This window comes from Desulfovibrio sp. MES5 (assembly GCF_002237645.1).
Classification (GTDB): Bacteria; Desulfobacterota; Desulfovibrionia; order Desulfovibrionales; family Desulfovibrionaceae; genus Desulfovibrio.
This window is the reverse complement of record NZ_MJUZ01000011.1, coordinates 200,093-221,982: the sequence shown is the minus strand read 5'-3', so window position 1 is coordinate 221,982 and position 21,890 is coordinate 200,093. Positions and strand designations below refer to the sequence as shown.

Below are 21,890 nucleotides of genomic sequence, written 5' to 3'. Positions count from 1 at the left end.
ACCTATGGCAAGTGCGGAATGCCTATTGCCTGCCAGCACGACACGGTGACGCCCCGGGGCCTGCTTTCACCATCATGCCAGCCGGTTGGATGCGTCGAGAGAGCCCCACAGCCGCTGCCGCCGGGGCTTATTTTCCGCCCGACTTCTGGACAAGAGGATCGATATACTCTAACATACTGCTCTTAACCAACCCTCATTATGGCTTGGCCATTTGACCAACCCCGCGCCACAGGCCCCAAATTTATGCAGCAAGACCCTGCCCCAGCTTACGGCACTTCGCCAGACAAGGCCAGTACGCCAGACAGCGCCGTTCTTGAAGACGGACTGCTTGTGGCGTCGCCTCCAAGCATCACGCTTTCCTGCCCCGGCGCTGAAAATCCGGCAGAATCCGGCGCCTCTTCCGGTCAGGTGTGCGCTCAGACGCTGATCCGGCACTGCCTTGACTGGCTCAAGCTTGTGGAAAACCCGGGCCCCGTCATGCTCTGCCTGTACTGGAACGAATCCGCCACCCCCTCCGCTCTGGCCCAGTCTCTGAGCCTTGCCCTGGAAGGACTGCAAAACTTGTGGCGCCTCGGGCCGGTACGCCTGCAATTTGAATCTTTTCATCCCGCGCACCTCAGGGAATGCGAAAGGCTGCTGCGCGCGGCCCGTGGCACGGGCTCGGAGGCAAACGCCATCTATCCGTGCATGAACGGCAGCGCCCCGCAGCCCGACACTATGGGCGTCAGCATGCCGCAGTGCCCCGATTACTACGCTTCCGACGCAGACCGCGCCTTGGGCGATGAACAATCCATGCGTCCGCAGGCAGGGCGCGTGCCTACCATTCTTCTGCTGGATTTTCAGACAGACGATTCGCTCCAGTTGCAGTGCCAGCCGCTTCTGTTGAGCCTGCCTGCCCCCACGCCTCCGTGCTGCGACACGCTCAGGTGCCGCAAAAACCCCCTGCAGCAAAAGTCTGATCGCCCCAACGCAAACGCCACGCCAGCGCTCTGGCAGCCCGGCGGGCTCACTGCGGGCGCGGGCCAGATCTCTGTTTCCAGCCCCGCCGCCCCGGAAGGCCAGGACCCGCAGGGAGAACTCATTCTGGACGGCGTGCGTTACGCGAATTTGCCCCAGGACGGTCTGATGTGGCGCATGGGGGCCACCAATCCGCTTTGGCGGCACGAACTGCTGGCCGTGCCGCACAATCCCTCCCCCACTGACCTGGCCCGCTTTGAAGGGCGCGGCGTCTGGCTCTCGCCGGAAGCAGATGCCCCGCCCCTTGCCGTCATGTGCTGCGGCCTCGGTTCTGTATGGCCCGGCATGGGCCGCGAACTGTACGACAATTTCCCTGTGGCCCGCGCCGCAATGGACCGTATCGCCGCGGTGGCCGACTGGGATGTGCTCGGCCTTATGGATGAAAAGGACGCTGAAAAAGTCAGCCTCACGCGCTGGCAGTCGCCCTACCTTTTCATGCTCGAGTTTGCGCAGTGGAGCGTTCTTTCCTCCCTCGGGCTGCGGCCCTCGCTGTTCTGCGGGCACAGCCTGGGCGAGCTGATCGGCCTGTGCCTCTGCGGCATCTACGAGCCGGAAGTGGCCTGGTACATACTTGACACCCGCGCCGTGCACATGTCCGAACTGGAGGCAGCCGCCACGCGCGAGACCGGCATGATGGCCGTGCACGCCAGCGCAGAAATCATTGACGAGACGCGCGCCGCATGGCCCGCCCTGTACGTTTCCAACTACAATACTCCCCAGCAGTTCATCCTGAGCGGGCCGCGCGAAGTCCTGATGGATGCCCGCAAAAGCCTGCGCAAGCGGCGCATACCGGCCATCATGCTCAACGTGAGCCTGGCCTTCCACCACCCGAGCATGCGCATGCTGCGCGACCTTTCGCTGCGACGCCTCAATGCGCTTGAAATGCACCCGCCGCGCATTCCCATAATGAGCTGCATCACCACGAATTTTTATCCTGACGACCAGCCGTCCATCAGCCGCCACATCGCCGATCTGGATGAAAATTCCGTGCGCTGGACCGAATGCGTACACGCGGCATGGCGCAGAGACGGCATACGCCACTTTCTGGAGCTGGGCCCGCAGGACACGCTTTGCGGCCTGGTCAAGGACAATGAGCCGCGCGCGTTCTGCCTGTCTGCCGGGCGCAAGGGCAAGGAAGTGGAAGGCATGCGCCAGACGTGCGCGCGCCTGTACGCGCTCGGGTATTTGAGCAAAAAGGCCATCAACGCCCGCATCTCCGATATTCGCCAGGGCAAGGACGCAGTCGTGGCTGCGCATATGCCGCTGCCGTACTGCGGCCTTGTCCCCGTGGACTCGCAGGATTGCGGGCCGGATTGCGGGCCTGACAGCAGCCCGGGCACCGGCCCCGACTGCGGCCCCGGCTGCGTGAAAATTTGCGACGCCAACAGCGGCACGCCCTGCCCCACGGCGGCACCGGAAGCTTCACCGACACCTGTGGCGGCTCCCGCCGTTGCGCCCACGCCTGGGGGTGCGCCCGAATCCGCCAATGCCGCCGACTCCGTATCGTCAGCGGCAGCCCTGCGCGTGGTTCTGGACGTGCTGGCCCGCGCCAGCGGCCGCTCGGTGGAAGACATGCGGCCAGACCTGGACCTGCGCTACGACCTGGCCCTGCGTTCCAGCCGTTTTCCGCTCATCATTCAGGAAGTGGAAAAGGCGCTGGATATCACCGTCAACTTTGAAGACCTGCTGCAAGTGTCCACAGTGGGCGACCTTGCGCGTATTCTTGGCGCGTCCGGCATTGGCGAAACGAAGGAATCCGATACGTCCGAGGCCGTCCGTCAGGCCGGTGTCCGCCAGAAGGCGCTTGTGCGGGCCTGCGCCCCGCTGTGCCGCTTCACTCCGCTGCACCGGAGCGCCCAGATCGAAAGCAGGGGAAAAGGCGAAAATGCCGGTCCGTTCCCCAAGTCGCTGCCGCTGGACCCCTGCGGCCAGGGCCTGCCCATCCGGCGGGGAGATATTCTGGCCCTGCTGTTCTTTGAGTCAGCCCTGCTGCCCTCACTCATGAATGGTCTTGCCCCACTGGGCTGCGTGCTGGCCGTGCCGCGCGCGCAGGTTGAGGCATGCGCGCCGCTGGCCAAAGCTGGCGCGCGTATTGTGCCGCTCAACCTTGAAACGCGTATTCCGCGCGACGCCCCCGAGGCCCAGACCCTGGCGGAGGAAGTCGCCACCGCCCTGACAAGCCTGGCAAACAGCGAGGGCCGGGTAGACGGCCTGATCTTCGCGCCTGGCGGCCACTACGGCAGAGAAGAACAGGATGCCGCTCCGCTCCTTTCACCCGTTTCCTTTGCCGCCGTCGGCATGCCCAAACTGCTGGCCGCAGCCATGCGGGCAACCCAGATACACGGCCTGCGCTACGCATGCCTGTGCAGTCTGCTGCAGCCCACGTTGGAAAACCTGTACTGCGACAGCCCGCTGGAAAAACGATTTGATGAACTTGGAGAAGAGGCGGGCGTGGGCGCCCGCACCATACGCCTGCTGGAAAGAAGCCTGCGCGCCGGTCTGAATGACTGGGGCGACATGATGGCCCGCGAACTTCTGAGGGGCACCTCACGCCACGTTTTGTGGGTGCGGCCCACAACCCTGCCCGGCTTTGCCGCATCCGCCGCAGGCCTTCGGGCCGCGCCTGCCGCTGTCCACGGGCATGCGGCCAGGAACGAAGCCGCGCCGCAGGGGCTCATCATTCAGGAAAGGCCGCGCCTGTATCCCCTGGTTTTCCCCGATCCGCACCCTCCCTACCGCGCTACCTCCACCCTTTTTCAGGGCGGCTGCCACTATTCGCGCTTTGCCGACACGGCCCTCGCCCTGCACGGCGGTCAGCCGGGCAACGCGTCGGGCGACACGCCCTGGTTGCCCACGAGCCGGGCTCTGGCGGCCCTGCTGGAAGCCTCCAGCCTGTGGCTGCCCTGGCTGACGGTCACCGGCTTTTTAGACCTGCGCTTTTTTGATCCTCCCTTGCTGCCGCCGGGCATTACCCGTGAATGCCGCGCTACAGTGGAGGCGGAACCCTGGCTCATGCAGGACGGCGTCATGGCGCGCATGTGCCGGAGTACGCTGGACGTTAGGGAGCTCACGCCCAACGGCAGACACATTGAGCGCTACACGCCGGTGGCTGCGGGCATGACCATGCTGGCCGCCGCCAACGGGCTGGTGCCGCCCATGTGGGCGCATGGAGAAGACGCGCCTGAAGGCGTAACGCAGCATACTGTTAATACTGATGTTTTTTACAACGTACTGGGTTTCGGCCAACCCTGGCGCATGTTACAGGACTTTACCGTGCTGCCCAATCACAAGTATGCCGCGTGGTTGGATCAACGGCATACAGCCATTGCCCCCGATGGCAATAAAGGCTATACTGACGTCCTGAATGTGGTGGAGGGAATGGTGCAGTCCGCCTGGCTGGCTATTGCCCGGGGTACCGGCAAAGCCGAAATGGACGCAGGGGCGGTTGCCGCCGCCATTGCGCGCTGGCGCTTGCATGCGGCGGGATTCATTCGCTTTGGCAGCGAAAGGGGCAAGGGACCATGGCGTATAATGCTGCGTCGTTCCTGGTCCGATCCTGCGTTGTTGCGCTTTGACGGCCAGGCCGCTGACGAACAGGGCCGCGTCTTTCTCACGCTCCACCATCTTGAATTTAACAGGCGGGACACCGGGGCCGCCGCGCTTTAGCGCGTCTCCGCCACTGCAATAGCGACTATACCAACGCGCCGAGCGCGAGACTGCAAAGGGTGCCTGATGCCGCATATTATACGTACTCTCTCAGCGCGTGCATATCTGCCGCTGCTGCTTGTCATGACCTTGTTTTTCTCAGCATGCGCCTCCAATAAGGCTGGGCTCAAATCCCCGGAACTTCCGGCCAAGCACTGGCTGGAAGAAGCGCCCGGCGTGCCGGTGGAAAACAAGACAAAGCTTGAGGCCGCTGTGCCCAACCTCTACGATCCCAGCAAGGTCTTCACCTTTGAAGACTGCGTCTTCCTGACCATCCAGCAGTCGCCCCTGCTGGTCAACAGCGCCGTGGATCTGGAAATCAAGCGGGTGGCCCTTACCGACGCCGTCTGGAAGTACCTGCCCGAACCCCGCATGACCATGCAGGTGACCAACAACCTCACCCGCAACAACATGGACAACAAGGACACTCCCGGCGACTACGGCCGCACCAAGCTTTCCGTGGGTTTCTACGCGGCCTTTCCCAACCCTGTGGCCACCTATTTTGAGCATCAGGTGCAGAAGGCCATGGTCAACCTGGCCATTTCCACGCACCGCAAGGCCGTGGGCGAAGCTATCTACAAGATTGCCCAGGCCTACCTGCAACTGCAGGCGCAGAAAAAAATCGTAAAAGTACAAAAAGACCTGCTGCCCATCGGCAAGGAACTGGTCTCCTACTGGCAGCAGGTGGAAGCCGTGGACGGCCGCCAGGGCGTTTCCCTCAATCTGGCCATGCAGCACCAGCGCGAGCTTGAGCTTATGGTGGAACAGACCAAGATGAAGGAAACCATGCAGCTTACCCAGCTGAAAATTCTTGCGGGCGTGGATCCGCAGCAAAGGCTTGACGTGGACACCGCCAACGCGGACGAAATCCTCAGGGGCTTCAACGGACGCGGCCTCAAGTGGGACGACCGTTGGAACACCACTGAAGACGACCTGCTGCTGCGCGGCCAGATAAAGCTGGGCGATTACAACATCATGGTCGCCTGGGCCCAGTACATTCCCAACATGAGCATCAGCGTCAACAACAACCCGCCTTCGGGGCAATACCAGCCCGCCAGCGGCACTGAAGACACCTTCCTGCACCTGAACTTCGACTTCCCCCTGCTGGACTGGGGCCGCCGTTACCGTGGCGTGCAGACCGCCCGCATGGTGAAGGCCCAGGCCTTCCACGACATGGCCCGCAAACGCACGGACTATTCCAACAAATGGCTGCAGACAGAACAGAACATGGCCCTGGCCGAAACCGAGCTCAAACTTGCGCGTACGCGCTTTGACACGGCGGCCATGCAGTACAAGGAAGCCCACATTTCCTTCAACGAAGGCATCGCGGAGCTTCCCGCCGTGGCCGACAAGCAGGAAGCCATGGTGCAGGCCCAGATCGCCTTTATCCGGGCCGAACTTGCCTGTGAACTGGCCCAGCTTGAATGGATGTACCTTGCCACCTCGCTTCAGGAACGTTTCCTCGGTCTGCCCGCCAAGGAGGTGCTGTAATGGCGCGCTCTTCCCGCACCAGCTCCGCACGCTCAGTCCATCGGTTCCGCAAGGGGGCGCTGGGCCTGGCATCGGCCCTTATGCTCGTCCTGACTTTCACCGTGTCGGCCTTTGCAGCGGACGCCCCGAAATCAGGCGGGACCATTCTTACAGGCAAGGTGGTGACCACGGTCATCCGCGCCATACCCATGCCGTTTAACGCTGTGGTGGATTCCGTGCTGGTCAAGCCAGGGGATCCCGTTGACGAAGGCGCGCCCCTTATGCGCTACCACCTGCATGAAGATGCGGAGCGCGCTGTGCAGCGCGAAGTGATGCAAGGGGCCAGCACGGAAAGCCTCAACAGCCAGGTGCTGGACCTTGAACGCCGGCTGGCGGAAACCATTGCCCAGCGCAACAAGGCGCGCCAGCTCGCGGCGTCGGGCCTCGGCTCGCGTCAGGCTTCGAGCCGTCTTGAGGAGGACGTGACCTCCCTGCAACGGCGCATCGAACTCACCCGCATCACCATCAAAAAGGCCGAAGACAGCTTTAACATTCGCCTCAAGGAACTGAGCAGCTACTACGGGCAGGAAATCAAGGAAGGGGCAATTCTGCCCGAAACCCTGACCCTGACCTCGCCCCTCAAGGGCTATGTGCTGTCCCTGGACGCCACGCTCAACCCAGGCACCCTGCTCCCCGCTGGCAGCGCCCCCATCAAGGTGGGACAGCTTAATCCCGTGCTTATCCAGGTGCCGGTGTATGAAGCCGAGGTCAGCGGCATTTCTGAAGGCGACAGCGTCGCGGTGGAAATACCCTCGCTTGGCAACAAGACATTTACGGGCACGGTAACTGAAATATCATGGGTTTCTAATGATATGAATGTTGCCAACCCCTCGTACTACACGGTGGAAATCACCGTGCCCAACCCGGAGTTGGAACTCAAGCCCGGCTTCAAGGCTGTTGTGCGTTTCGGGGGCAGCAGGTAAAGCCCCCACATGAAGCTCAAGAGCATTCCCCGCAGGCTCGGCTACATTCTGGGCGCGCAATGGACGCGCGACCTGGCATGGGCAGCCTTTACCATTTTGCTGGCCCGCCGCAGCCCCGACATTATGGGGCAGGTGGTCTTGGCGCTTACCTTTGGCTATCTGGTAAAAACCATTGCCGATGTGGGCCTCAACGACTTTCTGCTGTCCACCTTTGCGCGGCGTGAAGGCCGCCCCCGCGCCCTGCTGGGCGAAGTGACCTGGCTCAAACTCACGGTGCTGGTGCTGGCTCTGGCCGTCACCTGGCTTGTCACCGGCTGGCAGAACTACAGCCCGGAACTGCGCCTCATCGTCCTGTGCATTGCCGCAGGACTTGGGCTTGACGGCGTCAGCGACTCCTTTTTTGCGCTGTGCCAGGCCCGTGGCCGTCAGGATGTGGAAATGCGCATCCGCGTGCCTTCGGCGCTCATCGGCATCGGCTTTGGCATCACCTGCGTGGTCATGGGCGCGCCGCCCATACTCATTGCCCTGTACAAACCCATTGAATCCATATTGTGCGTCGTGTTCGCGCTGGCCGCCCTGGGGCGCAACCCTCTTGCGGGCGTGGGCCGGGAGGGGATGCTTGACCTTGCCCGACAGATGAAGCACGGCCTCATCTTCACCTGCATGGCGGCCTGCGCCATGTTCTACAACAAGATCAACGTCATTTTTCTCAAGCAGTACGGCGGCAACGCCGATGTGGGCGGCTACGGCGTGGCCTGGGAAACCGTAGAAGGCCTGTCGGTTCTGGTATCCAGCGCCCTGCTCGGCAAGGTTATCTTTCCGCTGCTGGCAAAATTCTGGCAGAACGACAGAAACGCCTTCCGCCAACTTGCCGGACAGACGGCCCGCTCCCTGTGGGCGGCAGCCCTGCCCGTCATTTTTCTTATCTGCGTTGAGAGCGACAGGTTTTTGCCCCTTGTTTACGGCCACAACTATGAAAGCGCTGTTCGCGCCCAGCAGCTGCTTACCCCCTGCCTGGCCACGGCCTTTCTGCACAACCTCGCCGCCTACGCCATGATCGGCATGCGCCGCCACCGCCTGCTGCTGCTCTTCTATGTCAGCGGACTCATACTCAACATTGTCTGCTGTCTTACGCTTATTCCAGCCAATCCGCTGGATGGGGCGGCGCTTTCCCTGACCATTACCAAGGTATGGGTCGCCATCCTTACCGTGGGCTTTTTCCAGTGGACAGCCCGCCCCATGAGCCCAGGGCAATGGTTGCTCATGCTGGCCACCGCCGCCTCAAGCGTGGTTCTGTGGTGGGGCGTCGGCACAGTTGCTCCGCGCGAGCTCGCCGAAGGCGCAGGCCTCATCCCTCTGCTGGCCCTGTTCTGGCGGTGGCGGCCCCCGCCCCCCTTTGAAAAAGGCAAGGACGAACCGCCGCAGGCCCAAACCACGGGCACTTCGTAAGCCATCACAGCACAACGGGCAGACCATAATTTTTGCAAATATTCGTGGTCAAAGTTTGTCCGCCTGCGCGCATGCGGCGGCAACAGACCGCAAACACATATTTTTTCTGGCATGTCAGAGAAAAAGCCCGGCGTTTCCAATGCCGGGGCGCTATTGACAGTTTTTTGCTGGCAGGCTATGACCTGTCCTCTTTAAGGTTTTAGTTCAGAGTAATATCCAATATGGAGAGAAAGAATGCCCACTATTAACCAGCTTATCCGCATTGAGCGGAAGGCCGTGCTGAAACGCAAAAAGACCCCCGCCCTGCAGGCCTGCCCGCAGCGTCGTGGCGTGTGCACCCGCGTTTACACCACCACCCCTAAAAAGCCTAACTCCGCTCTGCGTAAGGTTGCCCGTGTGCGCCTGACCAACGGCATTGAAGTGACGGCTTACATCCCCGGTGAAGGTCACAACCTTCAGGAACACTCTGTGGTTATCATCCGCGGCGGTCGTGTAAAAGACTTGCCCGGCGTGCGTTACCACATCGTGCGCGGCACCCTGGATACCTCCGGTGTGGCCGATCGTCGCAAGAGCCGTTCCAAGTACGGCGCCAAACGCCCCAAATAAGGTTTTATCAATTGTACGGCGTGCGCCATGCGGCGCGCCAGGCTGCCCGTCATTACGGAGCGCCGGCGCGTTGCGGGGTTGGTGACGTCGAAACCCGCATGAAGGAGAAACCCCATGCCCCGTAAAGGTCCTGTTCCCAAAAGGGAAGTGCTGCCCGATCCGATTTACTCCAGCCGTCTCGTCACCAAGGTCGTGAACCGGCTCATGTATGACGGCAAGAAGGGCGCCGCTGAAAAGATTTTCTACAGCGCTTTGGAAACCCTGGCCGAAAAGACCAGCGAAGATCCCATGCGCGCCTTTGAAAAGGCTCTGGATAATGTGAAGCCCCACATGGAAGTCAAGGCTCGCCGTGTTGGCGGCGCGACTTACCAGGTGCCTATGGAAGTGCGCCCCGAACGCCAGGTTTCCCTGTCCATTCGCTGGCTTATCAACTATGCTCGTTCCCGCGGCGAAAAAGGCATGACCGCCAAGCTTTCCGCTGAACTGCTGGATGCTTTCAATGGGCGCGGTGGCGCGGTGAAAAAACGCGAAGATACCCACCGCATGGCTGATGCCAACAAGGCCTTCTCGCATTACCGCTGGTAAGAGGCCGTCCCGATTTTCTCATGAATGTATCCCGACGCCGCATCCGTAAGGAAGCGGCGTCGGTTTTGCACCACACCGCATCCGCAGTATGGAGGAAAACCCTGTGTCCCGCACCGTTCCTGTAAATAAACAGCGCAATATAGGCATCATGGCTCATATTGACGCCGGCAAAACGACCACCACCGAGCGCATTCTATTTTATACCGGCGTTAACCATAAGATTGGCGAAACGCACGAAGGCCAGGCCACCATGGACTGGATGGAGCAGGAACAGGAGCGTGGCATCACCATTACCTCCGCTGCCACCACCTGCTTCTGGAAAGACTGCCGCATCAATATCATCGACACCCCCGGCCACGTGGACTTCACCATTGAAGTTGAGCGCTCCCTGCGCGTGCTCGACGGCGCGGTCTGCGTGTTCGACGCCGTCGCCGGCGTTGAGCCCCAGTCTGAAACAGTGTGGCGTCAGGCCGACCGCTACCACGTGCCCCGCATCTGCTTTGTGAACAAGATGGACCGCATCGGCGCCAACTTCTTCCGCTGCGTGGGCATGATTCACGACCGCCTGGGCGCCAAGGCCGTGCCCCTGCAGCTGCCCATCGGCGCTGAAGACAAGTTTGAAGGCGTTGTGGACCTCGTGACCGGCAAGGCCATCCGCTTTGACAAGAGCACCAAGGGCGCCGAGTTCCTCATTGAGGACGTGCCCGCCGACATGATGGAACTTTACGAAGAAAAGCATCATGAAATGGTGGAAGCCGTCGCCGAAGAAGACGAAGTGCTGCTCGAAAAGTACCTCAGCGGCGAAAACCTGACGGAAGCGGAAATCATGTCCTGCATCCGCAAGGCCACCATTGCCCGCACCATCGTGCCCGTCATGTGTGGTTCCGCCTTCCGCAACATGGGCGTGCAGCCCCTGCTTGACGCCGTGGTGGAATACCTGCCTTCGCCCGTGGACATCCCGCCCATGCCCGGCCACGTGCCCGGCAAGGAAGATGAAGTCATCGAATGCAGCTGCGACGACAAGGAACCCCTTGCCGGTCTTGTGTTCAAGCTTTTCTCCGACCCCTTCATCGGTCACCTGTCCTTCTTCCGCATTTATTCCGGCTTCCTTGAATCCGGCATGACCGTGTTCAACGCCAACACCAGCAAGCGCGAGCGCATCGGCCGCATCCTCAAGATGCACGCCAACAAGCGTGAAGACGTGAAATGGGCTGGCGCGGGCGACATCGTGGCTCTGGTGGGCCTTAAAAACGCCTCCACCGGCGACACCCTGTGCGACGAAAAGCGCCCGGTCATTCTGGAATCGCTGAACATTCCCGAGCCGGTCATTGAAGTGGCCATTGAGCCCAAGACCAAGCCCGACCGCGACGCTCTTTCCGCCGCCCTCAACAAGCTGGCCAAGGAAGACCCCTCGTTCCGCGTCAAGGGCGACGAAGAAACCAACCAGACCCTTATCGCCGGCATGGGCGAACTGCACCTGGAAATCATCGTTGACCGTCTGACCCGTGAATTCGGCGTCAACGCCAACGTGGGCAAGCCCCAGGTCGCCTACCGCGAAACCATTTCCAAGCCCTCCAAGTCCGACCTCAAGCACGCCAAGCAGTCCGGCGGTCGCGGCCAGTACGGCCACGTCGTTATCGAGGTCGAACCCAACCCGGGCAACGGGTATGAGTTCATCAACGGCATCACCGGCGGCGTTATTCCCAAGGAATACATCCCCGCGGTGGACAAGGGCATCACCGACGCCCTGAAGTCCGGCGTCATGGCCGGCTTCCCCGTGGTGGACGTGAAGGTAAAGCTGGTCTTCGGTTCCTACCATGAAGTGGACTCTTCGGAACAGGCCTTCTACGTGGCTGGCTCCATGGCCATCAAGGACGCCATGCACAAGGCTGGCCCCGTGCTGCTCGAGCCCATCATGGACGTGGAAGTGGTGACCCCCGAAGAATACCTCGGCGACGTCATGGGCGACCTCAATGGCCGCCGTGGCCGCGTGCAGAGCATGGAAGCCCGCGCTGGCGGCGCGCAGAGCGTGCGCGCCCAGGTGCCGCTGTCCTCCATGTTCGGCTATGCCACTGACCTGCGTTCGCGCACTCAGGGCCGCGCCACCTTCACCATGCAGTTCGACCATTACGAAAAGGTGCCCCAGGCCATTTCTGACGAAATTCAGAAGAGCAGAACATAGGCATCAGACGGGTCGGCGCTGCAAAGCGCCGACCCGCACCCTTCATGCCAGGGGCGGCCTTGCCGCCTGATGGCAGATGAAGACAGGGGAAGGACATCTGGCGAACAGGCGAGATTCCTTCCCCTTGGTTTTGGTGCTCTCTCTTTTGCGGCAAAAACGCCGAGGGACGCCATAAACTCGTTGATCACCGGCATGTTCAGTGCAAAAATGCTCTCGGCAGCGGGCGGCTTACGACCTCTGCACGCTTGGGCAGATGCGCAGTAAGAATATGCCCTCCCACTGCTTGGGCACGGCCGTTACGGCGAGGGTCCGCGCAGGAAGACTTACGCTTCTGCCATCCCGGCAAGCGCCTGCTTACGCAGACGCCAGGGCAATTTCAGGGCGAAATTGCCCCAACATGCACCTTGCTTCCGCAAGCCCGGTATTGTGCGCCTGGCACAACTGCGGACGACATACTTTCAGGAGAGCGCCATGCAGAACGATTTGCCTAAGGGGTTCAGGGCAGGGGCCGCAGCAGCCGGGTTCAAGAAAGCCGGTCGGGACGATCTCGGTCTTATTGTTTCCGACACTCCCGCTGTGCTGGCAGGCATGTTTACCCAGAATCTTTTCAAGGCCGCACCGGTACTGGTTTGTCAGGAAATTCTGACCCGCTCGGGCACGGCGCGGGCAGTGCTTGCCAACGCAGGCCAGGCCAATGCCTGCACCGGCGATGAAGGCCTTGCCAACTGCCGCGCGACCCAGGCCATGGTGGCCGGGCTGACGGGCATTGACGCCGATGAAATTCTGCCGCTGTCCACCGGCGTGGTGGGCGCGCACCTCAAGATGGACCGCTGGCTTGACGCCGTGCCTGCGCTGGTGAAAAGCCTGGGCACGCGCGATGCCGAGGGTTTCACCCGCTCCTTTATGACCACGGACGCCTTCCCCAAATTCGCCACGCGCGAAGTCACGCTTACGGGAGGCACGGTGCGCCTCACGGTCATGGCCAAGGGCGCGGGCATGATCTGCCCCAATATGGCCACCATGCTCTGCGTCGCCCTTACGGATGCGCGCGTGGAACGCAAGCCCTGGCAAGCCATGTTCAGCCGCGCGGTGAACAAAACGTTCAACCGCGTGAGCGTCGACGGCGACACCTCCACCAACGACACCATTCTCGGACTTGCCAACGGCGCTTCCGGCGTCACCGCCGAGAGCGCGGCGGATATGGGCCTGCTTGAAGAGGCGCTTACCGCCATTCTGGCCCAGGTTTCCTACATGCTGGTCAAGGATGGCGAAGGCGCGCACAAGGTTATCCATATTATGGTGACAGGCGCGGCCAATGATGCCGATGCGGAACTGGTGGCTCGCAGCGTGGGACATTCGCAGCTGGTAAAAACCGCCATCTACGGCGGCGACGCCAACTGGGGCCGTATAGTGACTGCGGTGGGCTACAGCGGCGCAAAGTTCGATCCGGCCAAGGTCAGCATGAAACTCTGCGGCATTGAGCGCTTCCGGAAGGGCTGCCCTGTGAATGACGATCAGGAAGACGCGCTGGCCGAACTGCTCAAGGGCAAGGACGTGCAGGTGGACATTGAACTTGGCAACGGCAATGGCGCATACAGCTTCAAGGCGTCGGACCTGGGGCACGAATACGTGACCTTGAATTCTGACTACCGTTCCTAGATCAAATGGCCTTTACAGCGTTTGGCATTTCAAGTTGTCATTCTGCTGAAAATGCGTTTTTTGGCTGGATCCACGCCATGTGCGGAGCGCTGCTCTCTTGCGCAGCGTTAGCGCACTGCAACTTTGGATAAATTTAAACTCTAAAAATAGCCTGCAGCACGTTGCTCACCTTCCTGGCTGCGGAGCTCAGGGTTTTCTGGCAAGGCCGGGTGTGGCCGCAAAATTTATCGTGTCGCGTCCATACCGGCAGACAGCTGCTCTTTGCATGAGTGGGTATATGTTTCGGCGTATGCCCACTCATGCTGTCTGCATAAGGCTTTCTTACGTGCCGCCGGGTTGTGGTCGGCAAGGCCCGGTTCGCGTGTGCTTTGGCCCCAGTTCACGCAGGAATTGCAAACTCCCAGGAGCCTGTAGCGCGACCCGCTATCTGTCAAAATTCGTTCTGCCTTATGCCGCGCGAGACATACAAGGGTATGGCAAACCATAATAATTCTTCGCTGATTCCGCTGTTTCAGCAGGAAGAATGGCGGCTTTTCCATTTTCTGCCTGTGCACAGGCTCACGCCATATCCGGCTGCCACCTTGGCCGCCGGTTCGTGTTGCACCCCCACAGCGTTTTTTCTCGGCTGCGTACCGTCAGTTTGGCATTCCTGCGTCTGCCTGGCCTTTCCCCAGTCGGCTTGCTGTCAGTTTGCTGTCAGTTTGCTGCTGGGTGGCAATTCCAGCCTTGCTGTTTTTGGGGGGGGCTAACAACCTGACGGCGCATCACTTCTGAGGCAAAGCGGCTTGAAGAATGTGCATTGGCAAACGGTACGCCGCGCCCGACAGCCCCAGCGCATCGGGCGTCTGCCCGTGCTGCGGGTTGAGCGTTACGCTACAAGAATATGCTGATAACCTGCGACTGTACGGCGCACGCATGCGGCACGCCGCTCCCGGCGCGTTGGCAGTGGCCCCGCTTCTGCCAACGCGCCCTCGCGCGCTCAAGGCAGATTCATAAAATTTTCAGGCGGGTATGGCGCTTTTTGAGCAGAAGCCCCCCTGCCTTGCATTGACTTGAGCCTCGGGCAGCGCGTAGGCTGCAAATGAGCGCACGTGCCAGGGGCTGAGAAGATCAGCCGTGGCGCACAGCAGTTTGAATCCCTTCAGCGGATGCGCAAGACATACGCCTGATGAAGATATGCGCCCGATGAAGATATACGCCTGATGCGCAAGCGCCCCCCGCTGCCGCAACGGTATGCGCTCTGAACCACTCGACAGACAATGCAGGCGATGACGCCGCTGCCTCTGGAACCGCTGTCGCCATTCACGCCTTCTTCATACTGCGGCTTCCGCCAAACCGTTTGCGACGCCAGGCCGCCGCGCATCTGTTGTCAGACAACGCGGCGCATACCTGTGAACGTCCGCATCCTCAACGGTAAGAAACTTCAGGTGATTTCATGCCAAGCGATCTTTTTTTACAACGCAGACGGCTTCTCAAAGGGCTGACTTCAGCAGGCGCTGCCGCCAGTCTGGCGCTGGCCGGGCCGAGGCCCGCGCAGGCCATGTCGTTGCGCTTGTCTTCCGGCGGTGTTGACTGCTGCACGGTCATTGATGTGGACAAATGCACGGGCTGCGGGGCCTGCGTTGCAGCCTGCCGTGCGCGTAACCTTTCACGCCTGCCCGTGCCGAAACGCCCCATCCCCGAACCGGTGCCCTCCTGGGTGCCCATCAGCGACTGGTCAACACGCCAGCACATAAACAACCGCCTTACGCCCTACAACTGGATATACATCCAGAGCTGCAACCTGCCCGCCGCTAACGGCATTCGCCGGGTTTTCATGCCCCGCCGGTGCCTGCATTGTCTGAACCCGCAGTGCGTGAGTCTGTGCCCATCGGGCGCGGCCCGCCAAAGCCCCCAGGGCGCTGCCTACATTGATGAAAACATCTGTTTTGGCGACGGCCCCTGCCAGAGGGCCTGCCCGTGGCTGATTCCCCAGCGCCAGTCAGGGGTGGGGCCGTACCTCAAGTTTTCCCCCCGCTATGTTGGCTACGGTCTGGTTTTCAAGTGCGACTTCTGCCATGAACTGCTTGCCCAGGGCCAGCCCCCCGCCTGCGTCGCCGCCTGCCCTGCCGGAGCCCAGAGCTTCGGCATCAGGGACGAGATGGTTGCCCACGCGCAGGAAATGGCCGAGCAGAAAAAAGGGGAGCTTTTTGGGCTCAGGGAAAACGGCGGCACCAATACCATTTACGTCTCGTCCATTCCCTTCCGTGATATTGAGGCTGCCATGCTGCAACAGGAGCAGGTGGGTTTTGGCAGACCCAGCCTGCGCCCGGCCGGAGCCAGTATGGAAAAAGAAAACAGCCTTATCGACATCGTGTTGGCCGCGCCTTTGGCAGGGGCGGCCCTGGCTTCGCTGCGGCTTTTACGCGACAGACTCAAAGGGCGAAAGTCATGATGCGATCACAAAGAAAACCCACGCAACTGTTTTCAGGCATATTCTGTTTTTTCTGGACAACGGCCCTGTTGACCGCCGTGCTCTCCGGGCTGTCGCATCTGCCCTTTGCCGTCCGCTACGGACTTGTGCAGACGGACGCGCGCTCAACCATATGGCACTACTATGCGGCGGCTGTGCTGCTCATGCTCGGCACGTATGCCGTCATTATCTGGTGGTTCAGGGGCAGAGGGGTATTTTCCTTCACACGCTGTGGAGCCATCCGCACGGGCCTGCTGGTCATGCTTTCCCTCTCGGGCCTGGCCCTCATGCTGCACAATCTGCCCGATGCGGCCCTTTTTGGACGTGTCTACACGGCCATAAAGTTCTGTCACCTTTTCAGCGCCTTGCTGCTCGTGCCCATTCTTCTGATGCAGGGAGCTCTGTGGCTTGCCGGAAAACCCAGCGCGCTTAAAGCCTGCACCACTGAAAATGGGCGGCCTTCCTCATAACCGCGCTGCGGCCTCTGGCGCAGTTTCACCTGAAAAAGCTTTTGGGGCGGGGCTCTTTTGCAAAAGAGTCCCGCCCCAAAAGCTTTTTCAGGCCAGATTGCCTTTGAAATGCATCACAATTCAAGGCTGTCATTTTGCCGAAAAATACGACTTTCGGCTGAATTCACGCCACGTTGCGGCGCGCTGCACTCTAATGCGGCATGGACCCTGAAAACACATGTATGACCAGAACCCCCGCCACAATGAGGCCAAGGCCAAGGCAGGCGGCCATGTCCAGCGTTTGCCCGAACAGGGCAAAGCCTATGACCGAAACAAGAACAATGCCTATTCCGCTCCAGATGCCGTATGAGATGCCCATGGGCACAATCCTGAGCACCTGGGACAGCAGATAGAACGAAACGCCGTAGCCGACCAGAGCGGCCACCGAAGGTACAATCCGGCTCATGCCGTTGGACTGCTTGAGACAGGCAGTGGCCGCCACCTCAAGCAGGATGGCGCTGCCCAGTTGCACATAGGCTATACTGGCGGGACTCATACTTTCCTCGTTCACAGGCAGAATCTGCCACGAACATGGTTACAACATGTTGACAATTAACAGTCTTTTCATCCAGAACAAATCATCATTGCGGCGCTGCGCTGCCCGAAAGCCCTGCCTCCGGAGCCCCCCGCCTCAAACCAGAAAAACCTTTATCCCACACTAAACAATAAAAGTTTCAGGGGGTGGGGGCGTGGGGGAGGGACCCTTTTGCAAAAGGGTCCCTCCCCCACAAAACATTTCAGACAGCACGCTCCTGACATTGGAGACAACCTGCGCGACCTGCACAATCTGCGCGAGCCGCGCAACTTGGGCCGCCAGCGCGGCCAGGCGCGAAAAAGGGATTTTCATCCTGCCCGCCCCGCGAAACGCGCGGAAGACAGCGCTGAAAACCCCTTTTTTACAGCGCGTTACGCTGTCGCGATTATTCCTCGTTCAAAGCCTCGGCAAAACGCGCGCGCAGCGCGACCATCTTGGCCTTGGCGTCCAGCAGCTTTCCGGCGCGTTCGCGTTCACGTTCCACAACGTCGGCGGGCGCGCGGCTCACAAAGCTTTCATTGCTGAGCTTCATGTTGACGCCCACAACGTCTTTTTCAAGCTTGGCCAGTTCCTTGTCCAGACGGGCCAGTTCGCCATTGAGGTCCACAGCGCCGCGCAGGGGCACGATGACCTGGCAGCCTTCGACCACGGCAGAGGCCGAAGCCTTGGGCGCGGACACGTCAATGCCCACGGTGAGGTCTTCCAGGCGGGCCAGGGTCAGCATGAGATCGCGGTTTTCTTCCAGCAGGTTCTGCTGGTCGACATCCACCGGATGCAGCATAAGGCTGACGCGGTGCGAGGGGCTGATGCCAAGTTCCGCCTTGATGGTGCGCACGGCCACGATGATGCCCTGAACAAGCTCCATACGCGCGGCCTCGTCGGGACGCACGCAGGCCGGGCGCGGGGCCGGGTACAGTTCGCGGGCCAGGTCTGTGGCTTTTTCACCGGCGGATACGGGCAAGGCGGCCCAGATCTCGGCGGTGACAAAGGGCATGATGGGGTGCAGCAGCAACAGCGTTTCGCGCAGCGCCAGCCACAGCACATACTGTGCGGCGGCCTTGCGCTGTTCGTCTTCGCTGTACATATCGGGCTTGATCAGTTCCAGGTACCAGTCGCAGAACTCGTTCCACAAAAACTTGTAGCCAAGCTGGGCCGCATCGTTGAAGCGGTACTCGGTAAGGGCCTGATCCATTTCCTGCTTAACCGTCTCAAGCCTGTGCAGCAGCCACTGGTGGTGCAAACCCTGAATGCCGCCAAGGTCCACAGGGGCCGGGGCTTCTTCAGGCAGGTTCATAAGGGCGAAGCGCGCCGCATTCCAGAGCTTGTTGACAAAATGGCGGTAGCCTTCGATGCGCTCTTCAGAAAGACGGATGTCGCGCCCCATGGCGGCAAAGGCCGTGAGGGTGAAGCGCAGGGAGTCACAGCCGTATTTGTCGATCATTTCCAGCGGATTGATCACATTGCCCGTAGACTTGGACATCTTGCGGCCGGAAGCATCGCGCACCAGCGCGTGCAGGTACACGTCGGCAAAGGGCGGCTTGCCCATAAAGTGGATGCCCATCATCATCATGCGGGCCACCCAGAAGAACAGGATGTCAAAACCTGTCACCAGCACGGACGTGGGGTACCAGCGGTGCAGTTCCTTGGTGTCGGAGGGCCAGCCCATGGTGGAGAAAGGCCAGAGCGCGGACGAGAACCAGGTGTCCAGCACGTCCTCGTCCTGCTTGAGATTGGCGCTGGCGCAGTGGGGGCAGACATCCGGCGCTTCTTCGGCCACGATAAGCTGGCCGCAGGCCTCGCAGGTCCAGGCCGGGATGCGGTGACCCCACCAGATCTGACGGCTGATGCACCAGTCCCGGATGTTGTCCAGCCAGTGATAGTAGGTCTTGAGCCAGTTTTCAGGCAGGATGCGGGTCATGTCGGGCACGGCGTCGCGCGCGGCGGGGGCCATCTTAGTGGCGGCCACAAACCACTGGGTGGAGACGTGCGGTTCCACCACCGTATGGCAGCGGTAGCAGTGGCCCACGGCGTGATCCAGCTCCTCAATGCCCACAAGCTGACCGGCGGCCTCAATGTCGGCCACGATCTTTTCGCGGCAGGCTTCCTTGGTCAGGCCTGCATAAATGCCAGCCTCGGCCTTCATGATGCCGTTTTCGTCAACGGCCTGAATAAAGAGCAGGTCGTGTTTTTTGCCGAGCATCCAGTCGTTGTGGTCGTGGCTGGGCGTCACCTTGAGCGCGCCTGTGCCGAACTCGCGGTCCACATAGGCGTCGGCGATAACGGGAATCTCGCGCCCGAGCACCGGCACAAGGGCCGTTTTGCCTATCATGTCGGCATAGCGCTCGTCTTCGGGATGCACGCAGATGGCCGTGTCGCCGGGAATGGTTTCAGGGCGCGTGGTGGCGATGGTGATGGAGCCGGAGCCGTCTTTGAGAAGATAGCGCACCTTCCAGAGCTTGCCCCTGCTCTGCTCGTGTTCCACTTCGTCATCGGCCAGGGCCGTATGGCAACGGGAGCACCAGTTGATGATATAGTCGCCCTTGTAAATGAGGTCTTCATTATAGAGCTGCACAAAAACTTTGCGCACAGCGGCGGAAAGACCTTCGTCCATAGTGAAGCGCAGGCGCGACCAGTCCACCGAAGCGCCGAGGGCGCGGATCTGGTCAAGAATGCGGTGGCCGTAATCTTCGCGCCATTCCCACACACGCTCGATAAAGGCTTCGCGCCCCAGGTCCTTGCGACCCCTGCCTTCCTTGGCCAGTGCGCGCTCAACCACGTTTTGCGTGGCAATGCCCGCGTGGTCGGTGCCGGGCACCCAGAGCACGTTTTTGCCCTTCTGGCGAGCATGACGGCAGAGCACGTCAATGAGCGTGACGTTGAGGGCGTGGCCGATGTGCAGCGCGCCGGTGACGTTGGGCGGGGGAATGACTATGGAATAAGGCTCGCCAGGGGCGTCCGGGTCAGGCGTGAAGGTCTTGTCTTCTTCCCAGTGTTTGCACCACCGGGCTTCCACGTCATGGGGCTCATAGCCCTTGGGGAGGGTATCCGCCATCTTGCATTCTCCGTAAAAGGCGGCAATAGTGCAGCACTATGCATGCTGCTCAGCCAATCTGTATTTTATGGGATTCGTCCCACATCTGGGGCCTCATGGCCTGGCGCGCTGTGCGCGCCATGGGACTGCCCTGCCGCCTGGTTAAGGGAAAAGAGATAGCCCAAGGCGTCCTTTTAGGCAAGCCGCAGCGTTTTTACGCTTCCGGCGCGGCCCAACAGTCTGCCGCCACAGACAAAAACGCGGCAGACCGCGCCGCCCTGCTGCTGGTCCCCGGCGGCAACGCCCGCCTCAAGGCAGCCGGACTGGGTGATGCGGGAAGAGCCGCCGTGCGCCAATGGATGGAAGCCGGCGGGAACTATCTGGGCTTCTGCGGCGGGGCCGGACTGGCCCTGAGCCATGCCGCGCCAAAGGATGGGCTGGGCATCTGCCCCTGGTCTCGTGCCGGATACCCCGAAAGGCTGCACCACCTTATTTCGGGCCATGCGCGGGTGCGCATGCTTGAAGGTGACGAATTTTCCTTTTGCCCGCAAGTACGCGGGCCTGGCGGTATGGCGGACTCCCCGGCGAATGCCGCGAGCGCCCCGGCGGGCGGCACGGCGGATGGCCCTGCCAATGGTACGGGCGGCCCAGATGGCGCAGGCGGCGCACAGGCGAATCCCTGTGAAGCGACCGACGCCGCAAACCCGCGCCGCGCCAGAGCGGCGGCCACAGCCGAAAAATCCGGCCAGTGCCCGAGCCCGCGCCAGAGCCAGCCGCAGCAGAACGCCCCCGGCAGCCCCAGCCTGCCCGTATGGTGGCCGGGACGCTTCGCCGCTGAAGAAGACACGCCCGTGCGGGTTCTGGCGTCCTACGACGCGCCCGACGCCGATTTCTGGCTGGCCGATCTGCCCTTGCAGAGCGTGCCGCCGCACATTTTCGAGCAGTGGCAGGCGCTGTACGGCGTCAACCTGTCGGCGGACTTTCTCAAGGGCCAGCCTCTTGTGGTCAGCGGCGACTACGGCCAGGGCCATTATGTGCTGAGCTACTCCCACCTGGAAACCCCGCACAGTCTGGACGCCAACGCATGGCTGGCCCAACTGCTGCGCCAGCTTACCGGGCTTTCGCCATCCCGCGCCGACGTGCCCCTGTGGCAATTGCGCCATCCCTGCCACGCCTGGCCGGAAGGCAGCCGCAGCGCCCCGCTGCTTGCGGCCCTGCGCCACATGCGCGGCCTGCTGGACCTGGCCGTGGAGCACCATCTTTTCTTTGCCCGCACCCACTGGCTGTGGGGCTGGCGCGCCGGTCTGCCGGGCGCGGCCTGCAACAACCTGCACGCAGCCCTGTGCACGGCTGCCAGCCTTGCGCCCTCCCCCGCCGCGCTGGCCTACTGGCGGGAAGTGGGGCCGCGCTTCAGCAAATTGGCCGACTTGTTCGCCGCCGGGGCCGAGGGCTACTTTCTGGCCTGCCGACTGGCCGAAACCCTCCATCCCACGCTGCCGGACGCCGTGGACAGACGCGGCCTGGACAACCAGCGGCAGGCGCTTTTTGGGCATCCTATGAGCGGCGGCGGCCTGATGGAAGAACTGCTGGACATCACGGAAGAGCTGATTTTTCTGTCGCAGGACGCGACCCCGTGCGACCTCCGCTAGGGCTGCGGTAATACGGCGGCAGTACGGCAGGCGCTTCTGCGTGGGCCGCGCTGTTGAC

13 protein-coding genes are annotated in these 21,890 nt (G+C 61.4%); 11 read left to right on the top strand and 2 right to left on the bottom strand.

The annotated features are described in order from the left end of the window. Positions 1-243: 243 nt before the first annotated feature. The 10 genes from BCS36_RS04295 to BCS36_RS04250 all read left to right on the top strand — a co-directional run bounded on the left by BCS36_RS04295 (position 244) and on the right by BCS36_RS04250 (position 16,578). Positions 244-4,683, top strand: a complete 4,440-nt coding sequence (locus BCS36_RS04295) for an acyltransferase domain-containing protein (RefSeq protein ID WP_291301674.1) — start codon at positions 244-246, stop codon at positions 4,681-4,683. Between the two features lie 123 nt (positions 4,684-4,806). Further along, a complete protein-coding gene (locus BCS36_RS04290; RefSeq protein WP_291301673.1) occupies positions 4,807-6,213 on the top strand; it encodes a TolC family protein in 1,407 nt (468 codons plus the stop codon). Beyond that, complete coding sequence (locus BCS36_RS04285) at positions 6,213-7,175, top strand: efflux RND transporter periplasmic adaptor subunit (RefSeq protein ID WP_291301672.1); 963 nt, start codon at positions 6,213-6,215, stop codon at positions 7,173-7,175. Before BCS36_RS04290 ends, BCS36_RS04285 begins: the two co-directional genes overlap by 1 nt. A gap of 9 nt (positions 7,176-7,184) precedes the next feature. After that, complete coding sequence (locus BCS36_RS04280; protein WP_291301671.1) at positions 7,185-8,624, top strand: oligosaccharide flippase family protein; 1,440 nt, start codon at positions 7,185-7,187, stop codon at positions 8,622-8,624. A 234-nt stretch (positions 8,625-8,858) separates the two neighbouring features. Next, positions 8,859-9,230, top strand: coding sequence for a 30S ribosomal protein S12 (gene rpsL / locus BCS36_RS04275; RefSeq protein ID WP_012625691.1), 372 nt, complete (start codon positions 8,859-8,861; stop codon positions 9,228-9,230). 114 nt (positions 9,231-9,344) lie between these two features. Beyond that, positions 9,345-9,815, top strand: coding sequence for a 30S ribosomal protein S7 (gene rpsG, locus BCS36_RS04270; RefSeq protein ID WP_179980039.1), 471 nt, complete (start codon positions 9,345-9,347; stop codon positions 9,813-9,815). 103 nt (positions 9,816-9,918) lie between these two features. Further along, entirely contained in the window at positions 9,919-11,997 is a 2,079-nt protein-coding gene (gene fusA / locus BCS36_RS04265) for an elongation factor G (RefSeq protein WP_291301739.1), read from the top strand. A 471-nt stretch (positions 11,998-12,468) separates the two neighbouring features. After that, a complete protein-coding gene (gene argJ, locus BCS36_RS04260) occupies positions 12,469-13,656 on the top strand; it encodes a bifunctional glutamate N-acetyltransferase/amino-acid acetyltransferase ArgJ (RefSeq protein ID WP_291301670.1) in 1,188 nt (395 codons plus the stop codon). Between the two features lie 1,435 nt (positions 13,657-15,091). Further along, positions 15,092-16,090, top strand: a complete 999-nt coding sequence (locus BCS36_RS04255) for a 4Fe-4S dicluster domain-containing protein (RefSeq protein WP_291301669.1) — start codon at positions 15,092-15,094, stop codon at positions 16,088-16,090. Beyond that, positions 16,087-16,578 carry a FeS-binding protein gene (locus tag BCS36_RS04250; RefSeq protein WP_291301668.1) on the top strand — a complete coding sequence of 164 codons (492 nt, stop codon included), beginning with the start codon at positions 16,087-16,089 and terminating at the stop codon, positions 16,576-16,578. Before BCS36_RS04255 ends, BCS36_RS04250 begins: the two co-directional genes overlap by 4 nt. 190 nt (positions 16,579-16,768) lie before the next feature. Here BCS36_RS04250 and BCS36_RS04245 read toward each other — a convergent pair whose 3' ends face one another. Together BCS36_RS04245 and BCS36_RS04240 are read right to left on the bottom strand one after the other, a co-directional pair. Next, a complete protein-coding gene (locus tag BCS36_RS04245) occupies positions 16,769-17,113 on the bottom strand; it encodes a multidrug efflux SMR transporter (protein WP_291301667.1) in 345 nt (114 codons plus the stop codon). 424 nt (positions 17,114-17,537) lie between these two features. After that, positions 17,538-20,204, bottom strand: a complete 2,667-nt coding sequence (locus BCS36_RS04240; protein WP_291301666.1) for a valine--tRNA ligase — start codon at positions 20,202-20,204, stop codon at positions 17,538-17,540. Positions 20,205-20,242: 38 nt separating this feature from the next. On the opposite strand from BCS36_RS04240, the gene BCS36_RS04235 reads away from it, so the two are divergent. Beyond that, complete coding sequence (locus tag BCS36_RS04235) at positions 20,243-21,832, top strand: BPL-N domain-containing protein (protein ID WP_291301665.1); 1,590 nt, start codon at positions 20,243-20,245, stop codon at positions 21,830-21,832. Positions 21,833-21,890 lie beyond the last annotated feature (58 nt).